This window comes from Methylobacterium sp. 174MFSha1.1, assembly GCF_900116815.1.
Lineage (GTDB): Bacteria > Pseudomonadota > Alphaproteobacteria > Rhizobiales > Beijerinckiaceae > Methylobacterium.
This window is the reverse complement of the sequence record NZ_FPCB01000010.1, coordinates 188,543-209,908: the sequence shown is the minus strand read 5'-3', so window position 1 is coordinate 209,908 and position 21,366 is coordinate 188,543. Positions and strand designations below refer to the sequence as shown.

The following is a 21,366-nucleotide window of genomic DNA, read 5'->3' as shown; positions in this document are numbered from 1 at the left end:
TAGTCTGAGGCACCAATCCCCATTGATGCCGGGAGAGATGGATGGCTCTTCGCGACACCTTGCGCGCGGCCTCGGCCCAGGCCGTTCGGGACGTGCGCGTCGATGATGACCGGGTGAACCTCATCGCACGATGGCAGGCGTCGGTCATCGCGGTCGAGGATGAGATCGCACGGTGGCTGGCAGAGTTCGTCCGCGAGGACTCCCTCGCAATCGAGTTGCAAGACGTGGAGATCGACGAGGACAGCCTCGGCCCGTACACCGTGCAGGCGATGACGTTGCGGGCGGGAACGCGGGTCGTCAGGCTGCAGCCGATCGCCCGGGTCGTCGTCGGTGCAGCCGGCCGCATCGACATGTACCGGCAAGGCTTGCTGCATCAGGCCATCCGGTACACTCTCATCCGCACGATCGACGACGCCCAGGGTGGATGGTGCTTGCGGCCTCCGCCGGAGCCGGGACAGACCGCACCGAACCTCGAGCCGCTCACGCGCGACCGCTTTGAAGCGGCGCTCGACGCGCTCCTCCGGTGATCCCGGCATGGCCGATTCCGCTCCGATCGACCGTGCCTTTCAACGCTCGCGGGTTCTGGCCCGACTCGTCGCGGAGGCGCGCGAGCATGCGACGCGCAACCCGGGACACGACAAATGGCTCGATCTTGGTCTCACCGAGGTCGGGGACAGACCAAAGGACGCCGTTAGGAAGCTGGAGCGGATCTTCGATGAGATCGCCGGGTTGATCGAGCACCTCGCGATCCTGGACATGGCCGCGAGTTACGAGCGCTCCGCCCGCACCCGCATCGGAAACTACGTCGGCGTCTTGAACGCGGTGGGCGAGGCGGCTGTGCGACGTGGGGGATTGCCGAGGCACAGCCTGGGCCTGCTGCGCCGTGCCACGGAGTATCAGGACCTGGCGAGCATCATCGAACTCTTGAAGCCAAGTCTCGATGCCGACTTGCTGACCGATCTCCAGCGCGTGCGACGATCGCGCAACAGCTTCGCGCACGGCACCGACGTCTCGTTCGGACCCGACATCGATGCCGAAGGCGCCCGCGTGGTGCTGAAGCAGGCCATCGACGTCGTCTGACGACAGCCACGCCCCGGACCACGTGCCTCCGACCCCGAGATGCTTTAAAGCCCCGCACACGAGCAAAGCCCGGGCCCCCGCCCGGGCCGGGGATGGACGACGCCGATGATCGCGGGCTGGACGGTGGTGCTGGCGGCCCTCGTCTATATCTGCGCCCTGTTCGCGGTGGCCCATTGGGGCGACGTGGCCGGGCGGACCCTGATGCGCGACGCGCGGGTGCGGCCGACGATCTACGCCCTGTCGCTCGCGGTCTACTGCACCTCCTGGACGTTCTTCGGCTCGGTCGGCCTGGCGAGCCATGCCGGCCTCGACTTCCTCACCATCTATGTCGGCCCGGTCCTGGTAGTCGGCCTCGGCTACCGGTTCGTCGCCCGGGTGGTGCGGATCGCCAAGGCCCAGAACTCGACCTCGATCGCCGACTTCATCGCCGCGCGCTACGGCAAGAGCGAGCGCATCGCCGCGCTGGTCTGCCTGATCGCGGTGGTGGGCGCGGTCCCCTACATCGCGCTGCAATTGCGGGCGGTGACCGCCTCGCTCCAGGTCTTCCTGCGCGCCACCGACGGGGTCGGGGCACCGGCCGGGATGCTGGGGGATCTCAGCCTGTTCGTGGCCCTGGTGCTGGCGGGCTTCGCGGTCGCCTTCGGCACCCGCCACGCCGACGCCACCGAGCACCAGGACGGGCTGACGCTCGCGGTGGCTCTCGAATCCCTCGTCAAGCTCCTCGCCTTCCTCACCGTCGGCGGCTTCGTGGTCGGCTGGATGCTGGGCGACCTGCCGGAGGCCTCGAGCGCCGTCCACGGGTTCGGCACCCTGGTCGGGCAGACCTCCGGCCCCGCGACGCTGATCGTCCAGACCCTGCTCTCGGCCGCCGCCGTGCTGCTGCTGCCGCGCCAGTTCCACATGGCGGTGGTGGAGAACCGCGCGGTCGCCGATGTCGGACGGGCGGCCTGGACCTTCCCGCTCTACCTCGTGATCATCAACCTGTTCGTGGTGCCGCTGGCGCTCGCCGGCCTCGCCCTCTTCCCCGAGGGTACGGTGCAGCGCGACATGACGGTGCTGGCGCTGCCCCTGCACGAGCGGGCCGACGGCATCGCGCTCATCGCCTTTATCGGCGGTCTCTCGGCGGCGACCGCGATGGTGATCGTCGAGTCGGTCGCCGTGGCGATCATGATCTCGAACCATCTCGTCATTCCGGTCGCCTTGCGCCGGCGCAACCTCGTGGCGGGCGCCCCCTCGCCGGAGCCTGGCGCGCCGGATCTCGGCGGCTACGTGCTGGTGGTGCGCCGCATCGCGATCGTCGCGGTGGTGCTGGTGGCCTACGCCTATTCGCGGATCGCCGGCGAGGTGGCGCTCGCCTCGATCGGGCTCCTGTCCTTCGCGGCGGTGGCGCAGATCGGGCCGGCCTTCGTCGGGGCGCTGTCCTGGGGCCGGGGCACGGGCCTGGGCGCCGCGGCGGGGCTGATCGTCGGCTTCGCGGTCTGGCTCTACACCCTGCTGCTGCCGAGCCTGGTGACGGGCGACGGCTGGGCGGCGACGCTGATCGCCGAGGGGCCGTTCGGCATCGCGGCGCTGAGCCCGACGGCGCTGATGGGCGTCGACGACTTTCCCCGCCTCGTCCACGGCACGCTGTGGAGCCTCGGCCTCAACACCCTGGCCTATATCGGGTTCTCGCTCCTGCGCCCGCCGAGCGCGATCGAGCGCCTGCAGGCCGAGGCCTTCGGGCAGGTCGCCGGCTTCGACGAGGCCGGGCCCGTGGCCCCGAGCTTCCGGCTGTTTCGCAGCGCCGTGACCCTCGCCGAGCTGCGCGCGACGGTGGCCCGCTTCCTCGGCGAGGAGCGGGCGGTGCGGGCCTTCGAGGACTTCGCGCAGGCGCAGGGACGCGGGCCGCTGCGCGACGACGCGGTCGCCGGCCTGCCCGAACTGCGCCACGCCGAGCACCTGCTCGCCTCGGCGATCGGGGCGTCGTCGGCCCGGCTCGCCCTGTCGCTGCTGCTGCGCCGGCGCAACGTCTCGCCGAAGGCCGCCCTCAAGCTCCTCGACGACGCCTCGGCGGCGTTCCAGTACAGCCGCGACGTCCTCCAGCACGGGCTCGATCACGCCAAGCAGGGCATCACGGTCTTCGACCGCGACATGAAGCTGATCGTCTGGAACCGGGCCTTCGCCGACCTCTACGACCTGCCGCCCGACATGATCCAGACCGGGATCGGCCTGGAGGCGATCGTGCGCTTCAACGCCGGGCGCGGCGCCTACGGGGCGCGGGACGCCGACACCCTGGTCCGCGAGCGCATCGCCGCCTTCCGGCTCGAATCCGGGCCCCAGCGCCTGCGCCTGCATCCGAGCGGCCGGGTGATCGAGATCCGCGCCAACCTGCTGCCCAATGGCGGCGTGGTGGCGACCTATACCGACGTGACCGATTCGGTCGCCGCAGAGGAGGCCCGCACCCGCCTCAACGAGGAGCTGGAGACGCGGGTGCGCGAGCGCACCGAGGAACTGACCCGCCTCAACGCGGCGCTCACCCGCGCCAAGGCCGAGGCCGAGGAGGCCAACGCCTCGAAGACCCGCTTCCTGGCCGCGGCCAGCCACGACATCCTCCAGCCGCTCAATGCCGCGCGGCTCTATGCCAGCGCGCTGGTCGAGCGCGACCGGGCGACCGACCCGACGCTCGCCGAGAACGTCGACGCCTCCCTCGACGCCGTCGAGGAGATCCTGACCGCCTTGCTGGAGATCTCGCGCCTCGATACCGGGGCGTTGAAGCCCCAGCTCTCGATCGTGCGGGTGTCGGAGCTCTTTCGCCAGGTCCAGCGCGAGTTCGGCCCGCTGGCGCAGGAGAAGGGCCTGAGGCTGACGGTGATGCCCTCCTCGCTGGCGCTCCGCTCCGACCGGCAGATGCTGCGCCGGCTCCTGCACAACCTGGTGTCGAACGCCATCAAGTACACGCCGCAAGGACGCGTGGTCGTCGGCGCGCGGCGGCGCGGCGACCGGGTGGTGCTGATGGTGCTGGATACCGGGCTCGGCATCCCGGCGGCGCAGCAGAAGCTGGTGTTTCGCGAGTTCCAGCGCCTCGACCAGGGCGCGCGGGTCGCCCGCGGCCTCGGCCTCGGCCTGTCGATCGTCGAGCGCACCGCGCGGCTCCTCGACCACCCGGTGAGCCTCGCCTCGCGGCCGGGCCGCGGCTCCGCCTTCTCGGTCGCGGTGCCGGGTGCCCCCTTGCGGCCGGTGGTCGAGGCGCAGGGCGAGGCGCCGCGCCCGGCCACCGTGCCGCTCGCCGGGCTGACGGTGCTCGCGGTCGACAACGAGCCGGCGATCGTCGATGGGATGCGGGTGCTCGTCGGCAGCTGGGGCTGCGGCTTACACACCGCCGGCTCGCTCTCCGAGGCCCTGGCCCTGGTGCTCGGCGGACGGCTGCGCCCCGACGTGATCGTGGCCGACTACCACCTCGACCAGGGCACCGGCCTCGACCTGATCGCGGGTCTGCGGGCGGCGCTCGCCGCCGACATCCCGGCGGTGCTCCTCACCGCCGACCGCTCGCCCGACGTGCGCGATGCGGCGAACGCGCAGCGGGTCCAGGTGCTGAGCAAGCCCTTGAAGCCGGCGGCTCTGCGCGCCCTGCTGACCCAGTGGCGCAACCGGCAGGCGGCGGAATAGGGTTAGTGCCGCACCCACATCACCCGGGCCATCCAGGCGATCTCGGAGGCCGGGACGACCCGGTCGGGATCGCCGGGCGCCGGCCCGCTGAGCTCGGCGGCCCGGGGGGTGCGCCGTTTCAGCTCGGCGATCAAGATGCTGCCGCCGCCGAGGCAGGTGACCACCCGGTCGCCCTTGCGGATCGCCGCGGTGGCGGAGACCACCAGCACGTCGCCCTCCCGGTAGAGCGGGGACAGGGCGCCGTCCCGGACCTCGATGGCGAAGCAGCGCTCGGGACCGAGGCCCGGCAGTTCCACCTCCGCCGTGGCGCCGCCGTTGCCCGGCAGGCCGTTGGCCCCGATATGCCCGATCGCGCTCTCGCTGCCGATCAACGGCACCGCGACGCGGCCGCCGCCGTTCCGCGGCTCGATCAGGCTCAGGAAGTCGTCGAGCGTCGCCCCGGTCGCGGCCAGGATCTTGGCGACCGACTCGGTCGAGGGCCAGCGCTTGCGTCCGTCCGGGCTGATCCGCTTCGAGCGGTTGAAGCTCGTCGCATCGAGCCCGGCGCGTTTGGCGAGGCCCGACGCCGTCAGATTGTTGCGTTGGGCAAGATGGTCGATCGCGGACCAGATTCGCTCGTGGGACAGCATGGGAGACCTGGCTTGCCGCGGGGGGTACGTTCACCAGCGAACTAACAAATGTAAAGTACCGAACCCTCACCGAAAGGCAACGGGCGTTGCCGGTCCGTCCCGGGGCGGCTATCGCTCGCCCGCACCCCGCCGAGGAGGCCCTCGACGCCCATGACCCTGATCTACAAGATATGCCCGGTCCCCCTGTGGCGTGAAGCCGAGGCGGCCGGCCGGTTCGACGGCGCCCCGGTCGATCTGGCGGACGGCTTCATCCATTTCTCGACCGCGGCGCAGGTCTCCGAGACGGCTGCCAAGCACTTCTCGGGACAGGACAATCTTCTTCTGATCGAGGTTGACGCAGAGGCATTGGGAGAGGCCCTGCGTTACGAGCCGTCCCGCGGCGGCGCCCTGTTTCCCCATCTCTACGGCATGCTGCCGCTCTCGGCCGTCCGGCACGTCGCGCCACTGCCGACGGGGCCTGGGGGAACCCATATTTTTCCTGATTTCGCAAGGGGTTGATCTTGCTCTCGGCCGTCTTTCCGCTCGTTCGCCCGCTGCTGCACGCCGTCGATCCCGAAACCGCCCACAACTTGACCGTCGGGGCCCTCGCGCGGCTTCCCGTACGGCATCCGCCGGCTGATGACCCTCGTCTCTACGTAACGGTTATGTCGCGGACCTTTCCGAATCCCGTCGGGCTTGCGGCAGGCTTCGACAAGGGGGCGCGGGCGCCGGACGCGCTGCTCGGGCTCGGATTCGGCTTCGTCGAGGTCGGCGGCGTGGTTCCCCGGCCGCAGCCGGGCAATCCGCGGCCGCGGGTCTTCCGGCTGCCGGAGGACGGGGCGGTGATCAACCGATTCGGTCTCAACAGCGAGGGACTGACGGTGGTGCGGGCCCGCCTCGCGGCCCGGAGCGGCCGGCCGGGGATCGTCGGGGTCAATATCGGGGCGAACAAGGACTCGGCCGACCGCCTCGCCGACTACGTCGCCTGCACGCGGGGCCTCGCCGGGCTCGTCGACTTCATCACCGTCAACGTCTCCTCGCCCAACACGCCGGGCCTGCGCGACCTGCAGGGGGAGGCGTTCCTCGACGACCTGCTCGCCCGGGTGATCGCGGCCCGCGACGAGGCCGGGCGCGACGCCGGACGTCGCACGGCGGTGCTGCTCAAGATCGCCCCCGATCTCGGCCTCGACGGCCTCGACGCGATGGCGGCCACCGCGCGAAACCGCGGCGTCGATGCGCTCGTCGTCTCCAACACCACCGTGGCGCGGCCGGCGAGCCTCGTCGGGGCGGCGAAGGGGGAGACCGGCGGCCTGTCCGGCCGGCCGCTCTTCTCGCCCTCGACCCGGCTCCTCGCGGAGGCCTATCTGCGGGTCGGAACCGCCCTGCCGCTGATCGGCGTCGGCGGCGTCGATTCGGCCGAGGCCGCCTGGACCAAGATCCGGGCCGGCGCCAGCCTGGTCCAGCTCTACTCGGCGCTGGTCTATGCGGGCCCGGGCCTCGTCGGGGAGATCAAGGTGGGTCTGTTGCGCCGGATGGAGGCGGAGGGGATCTCGCGCCTCACGGATGTCGTCGGGCGCGACGCGGCGGAGCTGGCGCGCGCGGCGTGAGGCGCGGATAGTCGGGACGGCCCGCGCCGCCCTGACCCCTCCCCCCTCTGCGGGGGAGGGTGGCCTACGGAGTAGGCCGGGAGAGGGGCAGCGCGACGCCGATCCAGGGCGCGTCCTTCATGACGCGTGCGACCTCTCCGGAAACGGCGTCCCCTCTCCCGACCCCTGCTGACGCAGGGGCCACCCTCCCCCGCAGAGGGGGGAGGGTTTTGAAGCGCGCGCCTCGATCCCAAAGACCTTCACAATTCCGGGTTCGTCGGCTCGGTGCGCCGCGCCACCACCGTGTAGCAGAGGCGCTTCTGCCCGAGCAGGGACTGGCGGTGATAGGTCACCGTCGATTCGCCGAAGCCCAGGATCGCCAGGAATTCCTGCATCGTGGTCGGGGCGATGGTCCACCAGGCGTCGAAGCGGATCCGCTGGTCGGTGCGGGGCAAAAGGAACAGCGGCAGGCCGAGGCTGCGCGGCAGCCAGCGCAGGAATTGCAGCGATTTCGGCAGCATCTCGGTCACCACCACGGTCTCGCGGGTGAGCCGCAGCGTGCCGTGGAGGGCCCGGAACGGGTCGCGCAGGCGCGCCAGCGCGTTGCCGAGCACCGCGACGTCGACGGGGCCGATCGCCTCCGGCACGTCGTAGAGCGAGCCGCCGGCCCGGCGCGACCGGGAGCCGAGGGCGGCGTGGCTGTACCAGTAGGCGTTCTCGAACCGGCGCAGGTGGTTGCGGATCTCCGGCGCGATCACGGCGCGCTCGAAATCCGGATACGGCACCATCTCCCAGCAGGCCTCGCCGGCGAAATCGTAGGACACCACCTCGGCGCCCCGCGCCTCCATGGCGAAGCCGAGGAAGCCGCTGGTGGCGCCGAAATCGAGCACGCGCTTGCCCGCCACCGCGACGTGGCCGAGATACTCGTCGAGGGTCGGCCGCAGGTCCCAGGCCCCCGTCACGGTACCGTGGCCGGGCAGGTCGATGGTGTGGTGGAAGGTGCAGGCCGCCGGGTCGTCGACCGCGCGCGGAGCCAGGTAGGGAGCCGAGCACGGCGCATCGGTCTCGGGGTGAGCGGTCGGGTCCGCCATCGTCATGCGGGATCGTCTCGTGCGGCGGCGAAGAGAAGGCGTCAGGACCCGCGCGCCTGCGGGTAGGCCGGCAGCCCGGGGGGCAGCGCGACCCAGGACAGGCGGCGCGAGACCCAGACGTGGTCGCGCGGCGGAAACAGCTCCGGATCGTCGAGGCTCGCGAGCGTCAGGTCGATCTCTCCGGGCAGGTCGTCGGCCCGGTAGGCGAGCGGCGTGCCGCAGGCCGGGCAGAAGCCGCGCTCCGCCCGCGGGCTGGAGCGGAACCAGGCGGGCTCCGTACTGAGACGGCAGCTGTCCCGCCTTACGGTGAGCCAGCCGACCATCGGTGCGCCGGTGGCGCCGCGGCAATCCGCACAGTGGCAGACCGTGACGTTCCAGGCCTCGCCCTCCGCCTCGTAGCGCACCGCGCCGCACCGGCATCCACCCGAGATCATCGCGCGGCCTCCGTCAGGGGTCCGACCCGCGGCCGCGGGAAGGCGCCGGCCGCGAGCCGCGGGTAGAACGCGGCCTGGCCGAGGCCGCGGACCGCCAGGAAGGTGAGCATGGCGAGCCATAGGCCGGTATTGCCGAGATCCCGCGTCGCCGCCAGCATCGCGGAGTCGACCGCGAGCGCGACGAGCATCAGGTTGCGCATCGCCCGGGTCCAGGTCGCCCCGATATAGACGCCGTCGTACGCGAAGGCGGCCGCCGCCGCGAGCGGCGTCAGGGCGGCATAGACCAGATAATCGTGCGCGAGGGCCCGCACCTCCGGCGCGGTGGTGATCGCGTCGATGAACGGGCCGCCGACCGCGAGGAACAAGCTGGACACCGCCAGCGCGAAGCCGAGGCACCAACCGAGGGAGAGGCGCACCGCGCCCCGGAAGGCGCCCTCGTCGCGGGCGCCGAGCGCCTGGCCGCACAGGACTTCCGCGGCGGTGGCGAAGCCGTCGAGGAAGAAGCTGCCGATCAGGAAGAGGTTCTGCAGCACCGCGTTGGCGGCGAGCGTCACGTCGCCGGCCCGCGCCCCGAGGCCGGTGAACAGGGCGAGCGCGGTGATGAGCGCGAGGGTCCGCACCATCACGTCGCCGTTGACCGCGAGCATCCGGGTCAGGCCCGCGCGCTCGGCGACCTCGGCGAGGGGCACGCGCCAGGGCCGGGAGCCGAGGCGGTGGAGCGCGACGAGGCCGAGGACCGTGCCGGCGACCTCCGCCAGCAGCGTGGCGAGGGCCGCCCCGGCGACGCCGTGGCCGAGGCCGAGGACGAAGATCAGGGTGAGCGCGACGTTGACGACGTTGATCGCCACCTGCAGGCCGAGGCCGAGATCCGTGCGCCCGCGCCCGAGGGTCGAGCCGAGGATGGCGTAGTTCGCGAGGGTGAACGGCGCGCACCAGATCCGGACGGCGAAGTAGCCGCCGAGCGCCGTGGTCACCGCCGGGCTGGCGCCGAACAGCCTGAGCGCCAGAGCCCCGAGCGGTCCCTGCAGCGCCACCATGACGAGGCCGACGGTGACGGCCACCGCGAGTGCCCGGGCGAGGGCGCGGTCGATCTCCGCGCGATCGCCCGCCCCGGTCGCCTGCGCGGTGAGGCCGGCGGTCGCCATGCGCAGCGCCCCGAAGGTCCAGAACAGGTAGTCGAACGCCACCGCGCCGAGGGCGAGCGCCCCGAGCAGGGACGCGTCGCCGAGCCGCCCCACTGCCGCCGTCCCGACGAGGCCCAGGAGCGGCGTCGTGACGTTGGCGAGCGTCATCGGCAGGGCGAGGGCGAGGATCCGCCTGTGCGTGATCTCCGGGCTCGCTCCGGGACGGCTCGGGACGGCGGGACGCATCGTCGGTCAGCGGCCGCGGGCGAAGACGCGCGACAGGAGCCAGAGCGGCACCACCACCACGGCGCCGGCGACGAACCAGCGGCCGGCATCGTGGAAGGTCTCGAAGCCGAGGGCGATCAGCGAGTGGATCGTGTCGTAGGCCTGGGCGAACAGCAGCCCGGGCGTCACCCCCATCATCGCCATGCCGGCGCCGACGAGGAGCGACAGGAACACCAGCCGCACCAGCACCGCCCCCGGCGAGCCGCCGAGGAAGCGGTGCAGGTTCGAGCGCCGGTCCTGCCGGTAGCCCGCCTCGTAGGGCTCCTGCCCGAATGGGGGGCCACCCTGGGGGCCCGCACCCTGCCCGCCGAAGGGACGGTGGAATCTCTGCTCGCTCATGCTTCCTCGCGACCCTGCCGTTGCGGATGGACGGTGAACCGTGACGCAACGCAACCCGAGCGCTGCCGGCCGGCGTTGCGGGATTGTCACATCCCGAACGAAACCCTGCGCCGCCCGGCGCATTGCACCGTTTGGCAATCCGGACCTGAGATGGCAACCTTCGCGGATTATCCCAAGATGCCCGGTGTGCCACACCGGGCAGGACGGTGGCCCGCCCGCAACCCCGAGACGCTCCGCCGCCCGCGAGGCCGGCGGCGCAGCGCCGCGAGATTGATACCCCGAGCATGATCGACCACGCGCTCTTCGACCCGGCGAAAACCGATCCCGACGCCGAGCGGCTGAACCGGGAGATCATCGCCGCCCAGGCCCAGGCGCCGGACCCCTGGTCCATGCCGGTGGCCGAGGTGCGCGAGCGCCGCCGGCGCGGCAGCGTCGCCTATCCGGCGATGCCCCGCAGCGAGCGGGCCGAGACGATCACGATTCCCGGTCCCGGCGGGCCGCTGGCGCTCAGGGTGATCCGGCCGCAGCGCAAGGCCCGGGGCGCCTACCTGCACATCCATTCCGGCGGCTGGATCTGGGGCGGGGCCGACGAGCAGGATCCCTGGCTCGAGCGCATCGCCGAGCGCTGCGGCTTCGTCTGCATCTCGGTCGAGTACCGGCTGGCCCCCGAGCATCCCTACCCGGCCCCGATCGACGATTGCGAAGCCGCCGCGCTCTGGCTCTACAACGAGGGCCGCAAGCTGTTCGGGGTCGAGGCGCTGACCATCGGCGGCGAATCGGTCGGCGCGCACTTGAGCGTCATGACGCTCCTGCGCCTGCGCGACCGCCACCGGCTGCCCAAGGCCTTCCGCGGCGCCAACCTCTTTTCCGGCCTCTACGACCTCGGCGTCACCGCGAGCGCCCGCAACTGGGGCGACGAGCGCCTCGTCCTGAACTCCACCGACATCCGCCGCTTCGCCGACGGCTTCGTGCCGGAGGGCGTCGCCCGGCGCTCGCCCGACGTGTCGCCGCTCTACGCCGACCTCGCCGGCCTGCCCCCGGCCCTGTTCTCGGTCGGCACCCGCGATCCGCTCCTCGACGACACCCTGTTCATGTCGATGCGCTGGGCCGCGGCCAACAATGGCGGCTACACCTCGGTCTATACCGGCGGCTGCCACGTCTTCATCCGCTATCCCATCGCCATGACCCAGCGGGCCCTGGAGCTGATCGAGCGCTTCCTGATGGCCCTGGCGTGAGCGGCGGCCGTTCGGCCGCGACCGCCTACGCGCTTCTCGCCTTCGCGACGTTTCTCTGGGCCGGCAACGCGGTGGCGAGCAAGGTCGCGGTCGGCCTCGTCTCGCCGCAGGCGCTCGTCGCCCTGCGCTGGTCGATCGCGCTCACGGCCATCGCCGCGATGGCCGGCCGCGAGACCTGGGCCCACCGGCGCGTTCTGTGGGCGCACTGGCCGCTGATCCTGCTGATGGGCGGCGTCGGCTATACGGGATTCAACGCGCTGACCTACGAGGCGGGCGCGCTGACGAGCGCCGTCAACCTGTCGCTGATCGAGGGCACCATTCCGGTCCTGGTGCTCGTCCTGAACTTCCTCGTCCGCGGCGTCGCGGTGCGGGGCGGGCAGATCGTCGGCGCCGCGATCACGCTCGCCGGGGTGGTGCTGGTGGCGAGCCACGGCGACCTCGGCCGGCTGCGGGCGCTGGATTTCAACCGCGGCGACCTTCTGGTGCTGCTCGCCTGCCTGTTCTACGCCGGCTACACCATCGCCCTCCCCTTGCGGCCGGCGGTGCCGGGCCTCGCCTTCTTCACCGCCATGGCGGTCGCCGCCTGGGCGACCTCGGTGCCGCTCCTCGCGGCGGAGTGGGCCGCCGGCCGCGTCCTGTGGCCCGGCGCCGCCGGCTGGGCGCTGATCGCCTTCACGGCGCTCGGGCCGTCGCTGCTCGCGCAGCTCGCCTATATGCGCGGGGTCGAGACGATCGGGCCCAACCGCGCCGGGCTGTTCAACAACCTCGTGCCGGCCTTCGGGGCGATCCTGGCGGTGGGTCTGGTCGGCGAGCCCTTCGGCCTCGTCGAGGCCTCGGCCCTCGCCCTGGTGCTCGGCGGGATCGCGGTGGCGGAGATGTCCGGGCAGCGCAAGGCGGCGTAGGGGCGAAGCCCGGTCGGCTCGACCGGATCGCGGGCTGCCCGCGGGCTCCCAAGGATGCCGGCTTCCCGGCATTCGACTGCGCCGGTCGTCGGCGCGGCTCGATGGTGGTTCGGACGGCTGGCCGCGTCGCGCGCTGGCTGTTAGACCGGGGCCATGCCCGGCATTCTCGATTGGCTCGGCGGCCGAAGGTCGTCCGGACGGCAGGACGATGGCGCGGCCGCGCGCTCCAGTGGGGCGGCCGGCGATCCCTACGCCCGTCTCTCCGCCCGCCTCGGCGACTACCCACCCGACACGCCGCTCCATCGCGGCGATCCCCGGAGGCTGACACGGGAGCAGCGCGCCGAGAACCTGACCCGGTTCCTCGCCCGCGACGCCGACCGGATCGCCGTCCTCGTCTCGCGGCTCGCCCGTGAAGGGCTCGACGGGGCGGCCGTGCTGAAGGGCGACGACGCGGCGCTGGCCGAAGGCCGACGGATCGATGCGTGGCTGGCCGGCTGGGTCCCGCACCGCCCCTTCGACCCCGTCCGCGGCGATACCGAGGTCAACGCGCCGCGCACCCACTGGTTTGCGAGCGACCGCGCGGGTGCGGATCTCGTGTTCAGCTTCGTCTCCGATCTGGCACGGCTCAACGCCGCGGCCATCGCGGCGGCCGATCCGCTGTTCTCCTGGGCGGTCGTCGAGGACGCGCTCGACGCGGCGATCACCGGCGGCGCGGTCGACACCCCCAAAGGCGAGCCGAGCGACCGGCGCCACCACCTCTGCCTCGTCAGGGACCTCTCCGACGGCTCGGTGCCGGTCGTCCTCGACCTGCCGCTCGCGGTGCTCGATCTGATGCATGGCCGGATGTCGCCGCTCGGTCTGCCGGCGGCGGCGGCGTTCCCGATCGGGCTGCAGGCCGTGTTGTCGGGCGCGTACGCCCGGCCGTGAGCGGGCCGGCCGCCGTCGAACCACCGACACGATCGCCCGAGCGGCTAATCGCTCCGACCGCGTTCTCGACCCCGGGCGCCTCAGCGCGTCTGCCCGCCGAGCCCGAGCCGGCGGATCAGCAGGAAGGCGGCGGCCGCCGAGAGGACAGCGATTCCGATCGCCACCGTCGAGCCGTCGTCCCACTCGGCCAGCGGCAGGCCCTTGGTGTTCATGCCGAACAGGCCCGTCACCAGGGTCGACGGCAGGAACAGGGCGGTCAGGACCGATAGGGTCTGGAGCTGGCGGTTCGACTGGCGGGCCAACAACCCCGACAGTTCCTCCTGCAGCAGCCGGCTGCGCTCAGCCAGCACCACCATGTCGCGGTCCAGCGCGTCGAGGCGCTGGGCGATGCGGGCGGCCGCCTCCCGGGTTTCCTCGAGCAGGTCCTCGCCATCCTCCTCCAGGCGATGGAAGACCGCCCGCAGGCCGTTGAGCTGGCGGTGCAGCCGCACGGCGTCGCGGCGGATCGGCCCGAGCTGGCGGGTCTCGTCGCGGATGCGCTCGTCGAGGATGTGGTCCTCGATCCCGTCGAGGCGCTCGGACAGGAGCGTGCCGCGGGCCCCGATCGCCGCCGCGACCCGGCCGATCAGGGTTTCGAGCAGAGCCACCGGCCCGGGCAGCGCCCGCCCCTCGGCGATCGCCTCGCGCACCGCGTCGGGGCCCATGATCGGGTGCCGGCGCCCGCTGACGAGGTAGTTCGGCCCGAGCACGAAGTGCAGCCGCCCGGCGGCGTCCGGTAGGCGCTCCAGAGCGGTCGAGGCCTCGGTGGCGCGGGTCAGCTCGGCGTCCCGCGTGAGGTCGGCGATGACGCCGCCGACCTGCCCGTCCTCGACCGTGACCCGCTGGTGGGGATCGCTGGCGAAGGCCGCCGCCGCGAGGTCCGGCGGGCCGAGGCGTCCCTCCGCCACCAGGGCCGGCACCCGCGCGTCGTTGAGGTTGACGTGGAGCCAGACGAAGCCCTCGCCGAAGCGGCCGAGCGCCGGGATCTCCTCGCCCGGCTCGACCAGCCGCCCGCGGCCCGCCGCGTCGAACCGCATCGCCCAGATCAGGCCCGGCAGGGCGGGTTCGTCGCTGAGGAGGGGCGGCATCGGGCGTCCTTCGTCCCCGCCTGTCGAGAGAGGCGCGACCGGGACGCCGCCGCACCCGGCCGCCGTCGCTAGGGGCCGGGCACGACGGTTCGATGACGGCTCAGCCCTCCATCGCCTCCAGCTCCGCGATCATGCCCTCGATCATCGACAGGCCGATCTGCCAGAAGGCCGGGTCGCGGGCGTCCAGCCCGAACGGCGCCAGCAATTCGCCGTAGGGCTGGCTGCCGCCGGCCGCCAGCAGCGCGAAGTAGCGCTCGACGAAGCCCTCTTCCGCCGCCGGGTCGCCGCTCGCCCGCTGGTAGACGCCGTAGAGCGAGTTCACCAGGCAGTCGCCGAAGGCGTAGGCGTAGACGTAGAACGGCGAGTGGATGAAGTGCGGGATGTAGGCCCAATAGGGCTCGTAGCCCTCGTCGAGCCGGATCGCGGGCCCCAAGCTCTCCGCCTGCACCGACATCCACAGGGCGTTGATCGCCTCGGCGGTCAGCTCGCCCTCGCGGCGGGCGAGGTGGACCTTGCGCTCGAAGCTGTAGAACGCGATCTGGCGCACCACTGTGTTGATCATGTCCTCGACCTTGGCGGCCAGCATCGCCCGGCGCTGGACCGGGTCGGTGGTGGCCTCGAGGACGCGGCGGAAGGTCAGCATCTCGCCGAACACGCTGGCGGTCTCGGCGAGGGTCAGCGGCGTCGGCGCCATCAGGGCGCCGTTGGGGCCCGCCAGCACCTGGTGCACGCCGTGGCCGAGCTCGTGGGCGAGCGTCATCACGTCCCGCGGCTTGCCCTGGTAGTTGACCAGCACGAAGGGGTGGGCCGAGGGCACGGTCGGGTGGGCGAAGGCGCCCGGCGCCTTGCCGGGCCGCACCGGCGCGTCGATCCAGTTGCCGTCGAAGAAGCGCCGGGCGATCTCGGCCATCTTCGGCGAGAACGCGCCGTAGGCCGAGAGCACGGTCTCGCGCGCTTCCGCCCAGGGGATCGTGCGCTGCTCGACCTTCGGCAGCGGCGCGTTGCGGTCCCAGTAGGCGAGGTCGTCACGGCCGAACCACCGCGCCTTGAGCTTGTAGTAGCGGTGCGACAGCCGCGGATAGGCCGCCTGGACGGCCGCGACCAGCGCCTCGACGGTGTCGCGCTCGACCCGGTTGGCGAGGTGGCGGGCATCAGACACGTCGGTGAAGCCGCGCCAGCGGTCGGAGATCTCCTTGTCCTTGGCGAGCGTGTTGGTGATCAGCGTGAACACCCGGAGGTTCGCCCGGAACACGGTGCTCAGCGCGCCCGCCGCGTCCCGGCGCACGGTCTCGTCCGGGTCCTGGAGCTTGTTGAGCGTCGGCTCCAGCGTCAGCTCCTCGCCGCGCAGCGGGAAGCGCAAGGACGCGATCGTCTCGTCGAACAGCCGGTTCCAGGCGGCGCGGCCCGTCACCGACTTCTCGAGGAAGAGTTTCTCCGCCTCGTCGCTCAGCTGGTGCGGCTTCTCGCGGCGGATATCCTCGAGCCAGGGGCGGTAGCGCGCGAGCGGCGGGTGGGCGGCGGCGGCGTCGATCGACGCATCCTCGACCCGGTTCAGCTCCAGGGTGAAGAACAGCAGGTCGCTCGCGGCGTTCGTCAGCCGCTCCTGGGTGTCGCCGTAGAACTTCGCCCGCGCCGGATCGGTGGTGTCACCCGAATAGACGAGGCCGGCATAGGACATCAGCCGACCGAGCCGGTCCTCGATCGCCTCGTAGGCGGCCACCGCGGTGCCGAGCCGGTCGGAGGCGCCCTCGCCGGAGACGAGGTCCCGAATGCGGCCGCGATAGCTCTCGGCGAAGCCGCGGCACTCGGCCTCGGCACGGGCGAGGTCCCCGGCGAAGGCCGGGTCGTCGAGGCCGGCATAGAGGTCCGACAGGTCCCATTCCGGCAGCGGCCCGAGATCGACGGCGCGGGCCGTGGCCTTCGCGGTGCTCAGGGCGCTGTCGGACGGCGCGGCGGCACTCAGCGGCATGGACGATGTTCCTTCAGGCGCAAGCGATGCGGGGGACATATCGGCCGCGACCCGCCCGCGATCAACCGACGTCGCGGCGATTGCGGCGCGACCGAGGCTCGGACAGAGGGAGGCAGGGTTGTCCCCGGTCACCTCTCGTTGGCGTTAAGAGCCACTTTACGCTTGTGACGCAGCATGCGGCTCGAAACGAAACAGCCGCGTGATTCGCCGGTCGTCCGCTCGCCGGGCCCGGACGCGAGAGGCTTTCAGGGCGGCGCCTCCTCGGCGCCGGTCCTTCCGAGGAGTACAGATGACCACCACGGTCCTCATCGTCGACGACGATCCCGTGCAGCGCCGGCTGGCGGAGGCCATGGTGCGGCGCCTCGGGTTCGAGGCCGTGGTGGCCGAGAGCGGCGCGGCCGGCCTCGACGCGATCCGGGCGCCCGATTCCGGCATCGACGTGGTGCTCCTCGACCTCGCGATGCCGGGCGGCCTCGACGGGCTCGGGGTGCTCGCCGAGTTGCGCAAGGCCGGCATTGACACGCCGGTCATCGTCCAGACCGCGAACGGCTCGATCGACGCGGTCGTCAACGCCATGCGCGCCGGCGCGGTCGATTTCGTGGTCAAGCCCGCCGGTCCCGAGCGGCTGCAGGTGTCGATCCGCAACGCGCTCCAGGTCGACCAGCTCCAGGACGAGATCCGGCGGATGCGCCGGCGCGCCTCGGGCGCCCTCTCGTTCCGCGACCTCACCTCGAAGAGCCCCGACATGGGCCGGGTGATGCGGCTCGCCGAGCGGGCGGCGAAATCGAACATCCCGGTCCTGATCGAAGGCGAATCCGGCGTCGGCAAGGAGGTGCTGGCCCGGGCGATCCAGGGCTCGGGCGACCGGCGCGGCAAGCCCTTCGTCACGGTCAATTGCGGGGCGATCCCCGACAACCTCGTCGAATCGACCCTGTTCGGCCACGAGAAGGGCGCCTTCACCGGCGCCACCGAGCGGCATCTCGGCAAGTTCGTCGAGGCCTCCGGCGGCACGCTCTTTCTCGACGAGATCGGCGAGCTGCCCCTCGACGCGCAGGTGAAGCTCCTGCGCGCACTGCAGGAGGGCGAGGTCGATCCGGTCGGCGGGCGCAAGAGCGTGCGGGTCGACATCCGGCTGGTCTCGGCGACGAACCGCTCGCTCCTCGACCTCGTCAAGCAGGGCCGCTTCCGCGAGGACCTGTATTACCGCCTCAACGTCTTCCCGATGACCCTGCCCCCGTTGCGGGCGCGGCGCGAGGACATCCCCGACCTCGCCCGCTCGTTCTGCGCCCGCTTCGCGGCGGAGGAAGGCAAGCGGGTGCGGGGCATCGCCCCGGAGGCGATGGCGCTGATCACCCGCTACGACTGGCCCGGCAACGTGCGCCAGCTCGAGAACGCGCTGTTTCGCGCCGTGGTGCTGGCGGACGGCGACGAGCTGACCGTGGCGGAGTTCCCGCAGATCGCCGCCCAGGTCGAGGGCTTCGACGTGCGCATCCCGCCCCTGCCCGCCTCGCCGGAGCCCGGCGCCGGGCCGGCCCCGGTGCGCGAGATCGTCCGGGTCGAGGTGCGCGACCCCCACGCCCTGTCCCTCGTCGCCGAGGAGACCGGCGAGATGAAGACCATGGAGGGCCTGGAAGGCGAGATCATCCGCTACGCCCTGCAATTCTACCGCGGGCGGATGTCGGAAGTCTCGCGCCGGCTCGGGATCGGTCGTTCCACGCTCTATCGCAAGTTGAAGGAGCTCGGCCTCGACGACGAGAAGGCCGAGGACGCCGCCTGATCTTCGCGCCCGCGCGGGCTCCGGTCCGAAGAAAACCGCATTTTGCCCGTCTTGGGCGGCACAGCGCGGTCGCCGTCTCGGGTTTCGCACCGCGATCACCGTCGCGGTGCGCCAGAACACGCCGTGCGCGCCCAAGGTTGCATGTCATCCAGGTGTGGCTGCCGTGCGATGGCACGGCCTGCGCCGACGTGTTTACTAGTCTAGATTGACCAGCGTGGCCGCTTTCGACCGGCCGCGGCTTCGAGGAGAGGACCATGGCTCCCAGGCGCAGGACCGGCCGGAACGCGGGCGCGGCAGCGACCCTCGCGGTGCTGCTGGCGGCGCAAGCCGGCCTGCCGGCGGCGCGGGCCGAAGGCGTCGCCGCAGCAGGGCCGGGGGCCGCGGCCGTGACGCCGCCTCCCGCGATCACGACGATCCCGGACGCGCCCCAGGATCCGTCCAAGGACACGGCCAGGCAGAACGCGCCCAAGGACGCGACCCGGGCCGGCATCGACGTCCTCACCCCCGGTTCGGACGGTTTCAAGCCCGTCACGGTGGCTCCCGATCCCGCCGACGCGCCGAAGCCGGCCGCCGCGACCGAACCCGCCCGGCCCGACGCCGCCCCGGCCCAGCCCGCAAGCCTGCCGGGCAATGCGGCGCCCGCGGAGACGAGCCCCGCCCCGGCGGAGGCGGCCGTGCCCGCCCTGCCCCCGCCCGCCCCCGGCGACCCGGTCGCCGAGGTGGTGGCCGCGCGCCTCGCCGACCCGAACTTCACGCTGATCCGCCGCCTCAATACGAAGCAGCGCGAGGCGATGCAGGCCTTCTACGCGCTTGGTGCCTTCAAGTCGGTCTGGCTCACCGAGACCGGCTGGAGCGACGCCGCCAAGGCGGTGATCGCCCGGCTCCAGGCGGCGGGCGAGGACGGGCTCGACCCGCTCGCCTACCCGATCCCGCTCCTCGACCCGCCCCACGCCAAGCCCGCCGACCGGGCCGAGGCCGACCTGAAGCTGTCGGCGGCGGCCGTGCTCTATGCCCGCGACGCCCGCGGCGGGCGCATCGAACCGTCGCGCCTGTCGCGCTTCATCACCCCGAAGCTCGACCTGCCCTCCGCCGACGCGGTGCTGACCCGCCTCACCCCGGCCGGCAGCGGCGCCGGCGGCCTGCTCCAGGCCTACAATCCCGGGCAGCCCGGCTACCTCGCCCTCAAGGCGAAGCTCGCATCGTTGCGCGCGCAGCAGCCGAACCGCGCCGTGCCGATGGTGCGCCTGCCCAAGGGCCCGGCGCTGAAGACCGGCATGCGCGACCCGCGGGTGCCGCTGATCCGCGCCCGGTTCGGGCTCGGCGGCGCAACCGACGCCACCGCCTACGACGAGGGCGTGGCGACCGCGGTGGCGAGCTTCCAGCGCCAGCGCGGCATGAAGGCCAGCGGCGTGCTCGATCCGGCGACCGTGGCGGCACTGGCCGGCCCCGCGCCGGACCGGCAGGAGGCCGACCTCCTCGCCAACATGGAGCGCTGGCGCTGGATGCCGACGGATCTCGGCCGCACCCACGTCTTCGTCAACATCCCCGAATACAAGGTGCGGGTGATCCGCGACGGCCGCGTCCTCGACGAGGCGCGGGTGATCGTCGGCAAGCCCGATTCGCCGACACCGATCTTCTCCGGCGAGATGACCTACGCGGTGGTCAACCCGTCCTGGACGGTGCCGCCCTCGATCCTCAAGAGCCAGTTCCTCCCGGGCCTCGCCCGCGATCCGAACTACGCGGCGCGGCTGGGCTACCAGGTGGTCAAGCGCGGCAACGGCATCGCCATCCGGCAGCCGCCGGGCGAGCGCAACGCGCTCGGCTTCATCAAGTTCATGTTCCCCAACGACCACGCGGTCTATCTGCACGACACGCCGAACCGCTCCCTGTTCTCCCGCTCGGAGCGGGCGCTGAGCCACGGCTGCGTGCGCGTCGACGATCCGTTCCGCTTCGCGCAGGTCGTGCTCGGGCCGCGCTGGCCGACAGAGCGGCTGAAGACGCTGATCGGCAAGGGCGAGCGCACGGTGATGCTGCCCGAGAAGCTGCCGGTGCACCTGGCCTACTTCACCCTGGAGGCCGACGGCTCCGGGCCCCTGCGCAGCCTGCCCGATCTCTACGGCATCAACGCCCGGGTGAAGGTGGCGCTCGGCCTCTCGACCGAGGCGCTGCCGCCCGAGGCCGGCCACAAGCCGAAGGTCGCCGGCTCGAGACCCGCCGCGACCCCGCCCGGCCATCCCGGCGCGGCCCCGCGCCCGCATCGCGATCTCGCGCAGCAGCAGCAGGCCGCGCCCCGCCAAAGCCCCCGCCGCCCGGTCGCCACCGCGACCGAGCCCGTGGAGCCGGCGGCGGTCCAGCCGGCGCCGGATTATTTCGGCGAGACCGGGGCGATCCGACGGGGGTGGTGGTAGCCGTCAGAGGACGCAAGGGGCGCGGTACACCCCCTCTCCCCGCGGGCGGCAGGCAGGGCTGTCCGTGGACGGAAGTGGCGCGGGCTCTCTCCTCTCCCCGCGGGCGGGGAGAGGGCTTCACCCCCCTTGTCGGGGGTGAAGCGAGCGGAGGCGTAGCCGGAGTGAGGGTGAGGGGGTGTTTCCGTAGGAGCTTCACCCGTCGAGACCCCCTCACCCTCGGCTAGCGCCTCGCTTTGGTGACGACAAGGTCACCAAAGCCCTCTCCCCGCCCGCGGGGAGAGGGGAATGCCCGCGCCTCCCCCGTCCACGGGCGCCCCGCTTCCAATGAACCGGGTCGCGCTCCGTCGTGCATGGCCGCCGGGCACATCACCCTCTCCATTCCCCTTTCGGCGAAAACCGCCTAGATGCTGACCATGTCGCAGCCTCCGACCGCCCCCGCGCCCGTCACCGTCCTCGTCGTCGACGACAGCAAGCTCGCCCGCGCCGTCGCCGTGCGGCTGCTGCGGCAGGCCCGGCCGGACTGGATCGCGCGCGAGGCCGCCCATGCCGACGAGGCCGCGTCCATCGTGGCGGCCGAGCCCGTCGACATGACGCTCCTCGACTTCAACATGCCGGGCAAGGACGGCCTCGCCCTGGCGCAGGACCTGCGCGCCGCGCGGCCGGGGATGCCGGTCGCGGTGATCTCCGCCAACATCCAGGACGAGGTGATCGCCCGCGCCCGCGAGCTCGGGGCGACGTTCCTGGCCAAGCCCCTCACCGGCGAGGCGCTGGCGGGCTTCCTCTCGGGCGCGAGCCTGCGCCTGCGCCGGGGCGGCACGCCGTGAACGAC

18 protein-coding genes are annotated in these 21,366 nt (G+C 72.4%); 11 read left to right on the top strand and 7 right to left on the bottom strand.

What is annotated here, in order from left to right; genetic code table 11:
- Positions 1 to 41: 41 nt before the first annotated feature.
- From BM430_RS09830 to BM430_RS09820, 3 genes are all read left to right on the top strand, one after another.
- Positions 42 to 527 carry a hypothetical protein gene (locus BM430_RS09830; protein ID WP_093567061.1) on the top strand — a complete coding sequence of 162 codons (486 nt, stop codon included), beginning with the start codon at positions 42 to 44 and terminating at the stop codon, positions 525 to 527.
- A gap of 7 nt (positions 528 to 534) precedes the next feature.
- Complete coding sequence (locus BM430_RS09825) at positions 535 to 1,080, top strand: hypothetical protein (RefSeq protein WP_093567060.1); 546 nt, start codon at positions 535 to 537, stop codon at positions 1,078 to 1,080.
- Between the two features lie 105 nt (positions 1,081 to 1,185).
- Complete coding sequence (locus BM430_RS09820; RefSeq protein WP_093567059.1) at positions 1,186 to 4,725, top strand: NahK/ErcS family hybrid sensor histidine kinase/response regulator; 3,540 nt, start codon at positions 1,186 to 1,188, stop codon at positions 4,723 to 4,725.
- A gap of 2 nt (positions 4,726 to 4,727) precedes the next feature.
- Here BM430_RS09820 and BM430_RS09815 read toward each other — a convergent pair whose 3' ends face one another.
- Complete coding sequence (locus BM430_RS09815; RefSeq protein ID WP_093567058.1) at positions 4,728 to 5,354, bottom strand: LexA family transcriptional regulator; 627 nt, start codon at positions 5,352 to 5,354, stop codon at positions 4,728 to 4,730.
- Between the two features lie 150 nt (positions 5,355 to 5,504).
- On the opposite strand from BM430_RS09815, the gene BM430_RS09810 reads away from it, so the two are divergent.
- Together BM430_RS09810 and BM430_RS09805 are read left to right on the top strand one after the other, a co-directional pair.
- A complete protein-coding gene (locus BM430_RS09810; RefSeq protein WP_093567057.1) occupies positions 5,505 to 5,852 on the top strand; it encodes a DUF952 domain-containing protein in 348 nt (115 codons plus the stop codon).
- A 2-nt stretch (positions 5,853 to 5,854) separates the two neighbouring features.
- Positions 5,855 to 6,940 carry a quinone-dependent dihydroorotate dehydrogenase gene (locus tag BM430_RS09805; protein WP_093567056.1) on the top strand — a complete coding sequence of 362 codons (1,086 nt, stop codon included), beginning with the start codon at positions 5,855 to 5,857 and terminating at the stop codon, positions 6,938 to 6,940.
- A 239-nt stretch (positions 6,941 to 7,179) separates the two neighbouring features.
- Here the strand turns inward: BM430_RS09805 and BM430_RS09800 are convergent, their stop codons facing one another.
- From BM430_RS09800 to BM430_RS09785, 4 genes are read right to left on the bottom strand one after another with little or no spacing between them, the layout of a single operon-like run.
- A complete protein-coding gene (locus tag BM430_RS09800; RefSeq protein ID WP_093567055.1) occupies positions 7,180 to 8,016 on the bottom strand; it encodes a class I SAM-dependent methyltransferase in 837 nt (278 codons plus the stop codon).
- Between the two features lie 35 nt (positions 8,017 to 8,051).
- Positions 8,052 to 8,444 (bottom strand): GFA family protein, encoded by a 393-nt coding sequence (locus BM430_RS09795; protein WP_093567054.1) that lies wholly within the window; start codon positions 8,442 to 8,444, stop codon positions 8,052 to 8,054.
- The gene (locus BM430_RS09790; RefSeq protein WP_093567053.1) at positions 8,441 to 9,814 is read right to left on the bottom strand and encodes an MATE family efflux transporter; all 1,374 of its coding nucleotides are present in this window, start codon (positions 9,812 to 9,814) and stop codon (positions 8,441 to 8,443) included. The genes BM430_RS09795 and BM430_RS09790 overlap by 4 nt, the downstream gene beginning before the upstream one ends.
- A 6-nt stretch (positions 9,815 to 9,820) precedes the next feature.
- Entirely contained in the window at positions 9,821 to 10,192 is a 372-nt protein-coding gene (locus BM430_RS09785) for a DUF6460 domain-containing protein (protein WP_244539409.1), read from the bottom strand.
- Positions 10,193 to 10,476: 284 nt separating this feature from the next.
- On the opposite strand from BM430_RS09785, the gene BM430_RS09780 reads away from it, so the two are divergent.
- The 3 genes from BM430_RS09780 (at position 10,477) to BM430_RS09770 (ending at position 13,256) form a co-directional block, all read left to right on the top strand.
- Positions 10,477 to 11,427, top strand: coding sequence for an alpha/beta hydrolase (locus BM430_RS09780; RefSeq protein WP_093567052.1), 951 nt, complete (start codon positions 10,477 to 10,479; stop codon positions 11,425 to 11,427).
- Positions 11,424 to 12,329 carry a DMT family transporter gene (locus BM430_RS09775; RefSeq protein ID WP_177302995.1) on the top strand — a complete coding sequence of 302 codons (906 nt, stop codon included), beginning with the start codon at positions 11,424 to 11,426 and terminating at the stop codon, positions 12,327 to 12,329. The genes BM430_RS09780 and BM430_RS09775 overlap by 4 nt, the downstream gene beginning before the upstream one ends.
- A gap of 153 nt (positions 12,330 to 12,482) precedes the next feature.
- Positions 12,483 to 13,256: a hypothetical protein gene (locus tag BM430_RS09770; RefSeq protein WP_093567051.1), complete on the top strand. Its 774-nt coding sequence runs from the start codon at positions 12,483 to 12,485 to the stop codon at positions 13,254 to 13,256.
- An 80-nt stretch (positions 13,257 to 13,336) separates the two neighbouring features.
- Here BM430_RS09770 and BM430_RS09765 read toward each other — a convergent pair whose 3' ends face one another.
- Together BM430_RS09765 and BM430_RS09760 are read right to left on the bottom strand one after the other, a co-directional pair.
- Complete coding sequence (locus BM430_RS09765; RefSeq protein WP_244539408.1) at positions 13,337 to 14,383, bottom strand: CorA family divalent cation transporter; 1,047 nt, start codon at positions 14,381 to 14,383, stop codon at positions 13,337 to 13,339.
- A 100-nt stretch (positions 14,384 to 14,483) separates the two neighbouring features.
- Positions 14,484 to 16,352, bottom strand: a complete 1,869-nt coding sequence (locus tag BM430_RS09760) for a M3 family oligoendopeptidase (protein ID WP_093567050.1) — start codon at positions 16,350 to 16,352, stop codon at positions 14,484 to 14,486.
- 289 nt (positions 16,353 to 16,641) lie between these two features.
- Between BM430_RS09760 and BM430_RS09755 the strand changes: the two genes are divergently transcribed.
- From BM430_RS09755 to BM430_RS09745, 3 genes are all read left to right on the top strand, one after another.
- Positions 16,642 to 18,129 (top strand): sigma-54-dependent transcriptional regulator, encoded by a 1,488-nt coding sequence (locus BM430_RS09755; protein WP_093567049.1) that lies wholly within the window; start codon positions 16,642 to 16,644, stop codon positions 18,127 to 18,129.
- Between the two features lie 254 nt (positions 18,130 to 18,383).
- Positions 18,384 to 20,537 carry a L,D-transpeptidase family protein gene (locus BM430_RS09750; protein WP_093567048.1) on the top strand — a complete coding sequence of 718 codons (2,154 nt, stop codon included), beginning with the start codon at positions 18,384 to 18,386 and terminating at the stop codon, positions 20,535 to 20,537.
- Between the two features lie 413 nt (positions 20,538 to 20,950).
- The gene (locus BM430_RS09745; protein WP_093567125.1) at positions 20,951 to 21,361 is read left to right on the top strand and encodes a response regulator transcription factor; all 411 of its coding nucleotides are present in this window, start codon (positions 20,951 to 20,953) and stop codon (positions 21,359 to 21,361) included.
- Positions 21,362 to 21,366 lie beyond the last annotated feature (5 nt).

Excerpts from the sequence above, each read along its gene's own strand:
- BM430_RS09830 (WP_093567061.1), top strand. The coding sequence starts at position 42 with ATGGCTCTTCGCGACACCTTGCGCGCGGCCTCGGCCCAGGCCGTTCGG.
- BM430_RS09825 (WP_093567060.1), top strand. The coding sequence starts at position 535 with ATGGCCGATTCCGCTCCGATCGACCGTGCCTTTCAACGCTCGCGGGTT.
- BM430_RS09820 (WP_093567059.1), top strand. The coding sequence starts at position 1,186 with ATGATCGCGGGCTGGACGGTGGTGCTGGCGGCCCTCGTCTATATCTGC.
- BM430_RS09815 (WP_093567058.1), bottom strand. The coding sequence starts at position 5,354 with ATGCTGTCCCACGAGCGAATCTGGTCCGCGATCGACCATCTTGCCCAA.
- BM430_RS09810 (WP_093567057.1), top strand. The coding sequence starts at position 5,505 with ATGACCCTGATCTACAAGATATGCCCGGTCCCCCTGTGGCGTGAAGCC.
- BM430_RS09800 (WP_093567055.1), bottom strand. The coding sequence starts at position 8,016 with ATGACGATGGCGGACCCGACCGCTCACCCCGAGACCGATGCGCCGTGC.
- BM430_RS09795 (WP_093567054.1), bottom strand. The coding sequence starts at position 8,444 with ATGATCTCGGGTGGATGCCGGTGCGGCGCGGTGCGCTACGAGGCGGAG.
- BM430_RS09790 (WP_093567053.1), bottom strand. The coding sequence starts at position 9,814 with ATGCGTCCCGCCGTCCCGAGCCGTCCCGGAGCGAGCCCGGAGATCACG.
- BM430_RS09785 (WP_244539409.1), bottom strand. The coding sequence starts at position 10,192 with ATGAGCGAGCAGAGATTCCACCGTCCCTTCGGCGGGCAGGGTGCGGGC.
- BM430_RS09780 (WP_093567052.1), top strand. The coding sequence starts at position 10,477 with ATGATCGACCACGCGCTCTTCGACCCGGCGAAAACCGATCCCGACGCC.
- BM430_RS09770 (WP_093567051.1), top strand. The coding sequence starts at position 12,483 with ATGCCCGGCATTCTCGATTGGCTCGGCGGCCGAAGGTCGTCCGGACGG.
- BM430_RS09765 (WP_244539408.1), bottom strand. The coding sequence starts at position 14,383 with ATGCCGCCCCTCCTCAGCGACGAACCCGCCCTGCCGGGCCTGATCTGG.
- BM430_RS09760 (WP_093567050.1), bottom strand. The coding sequence starts at position 16,352 with ATGCCGCTGAGTGCCGCCGCGCCGTCCGACAGCGCCCTGAGCACCGCG.
- BM430_RS09755 (WP_093567049.1), top strand. The coding sequence starts at position 16,642 with ATGACCACCACGGTCCTCATCGTCGACGACGATCCCGTGCAGCGCCGG.
- BM430_RS09750 (WP_093567048.1), top strand. The coding sequence starts at position 18,384 with ATGGCTCCCAGGCGCAGGACCGGCCGGAACGCGGGCGCGGCAGCGACC.
- BM430_RS09745 (WP_093567125.1), top strand. The coding sequence starts at position 20,951 with ATGTCGCAGCCTCCGACCGCCCCCGCGCCCGTCACCGTCCTCGTCGTC.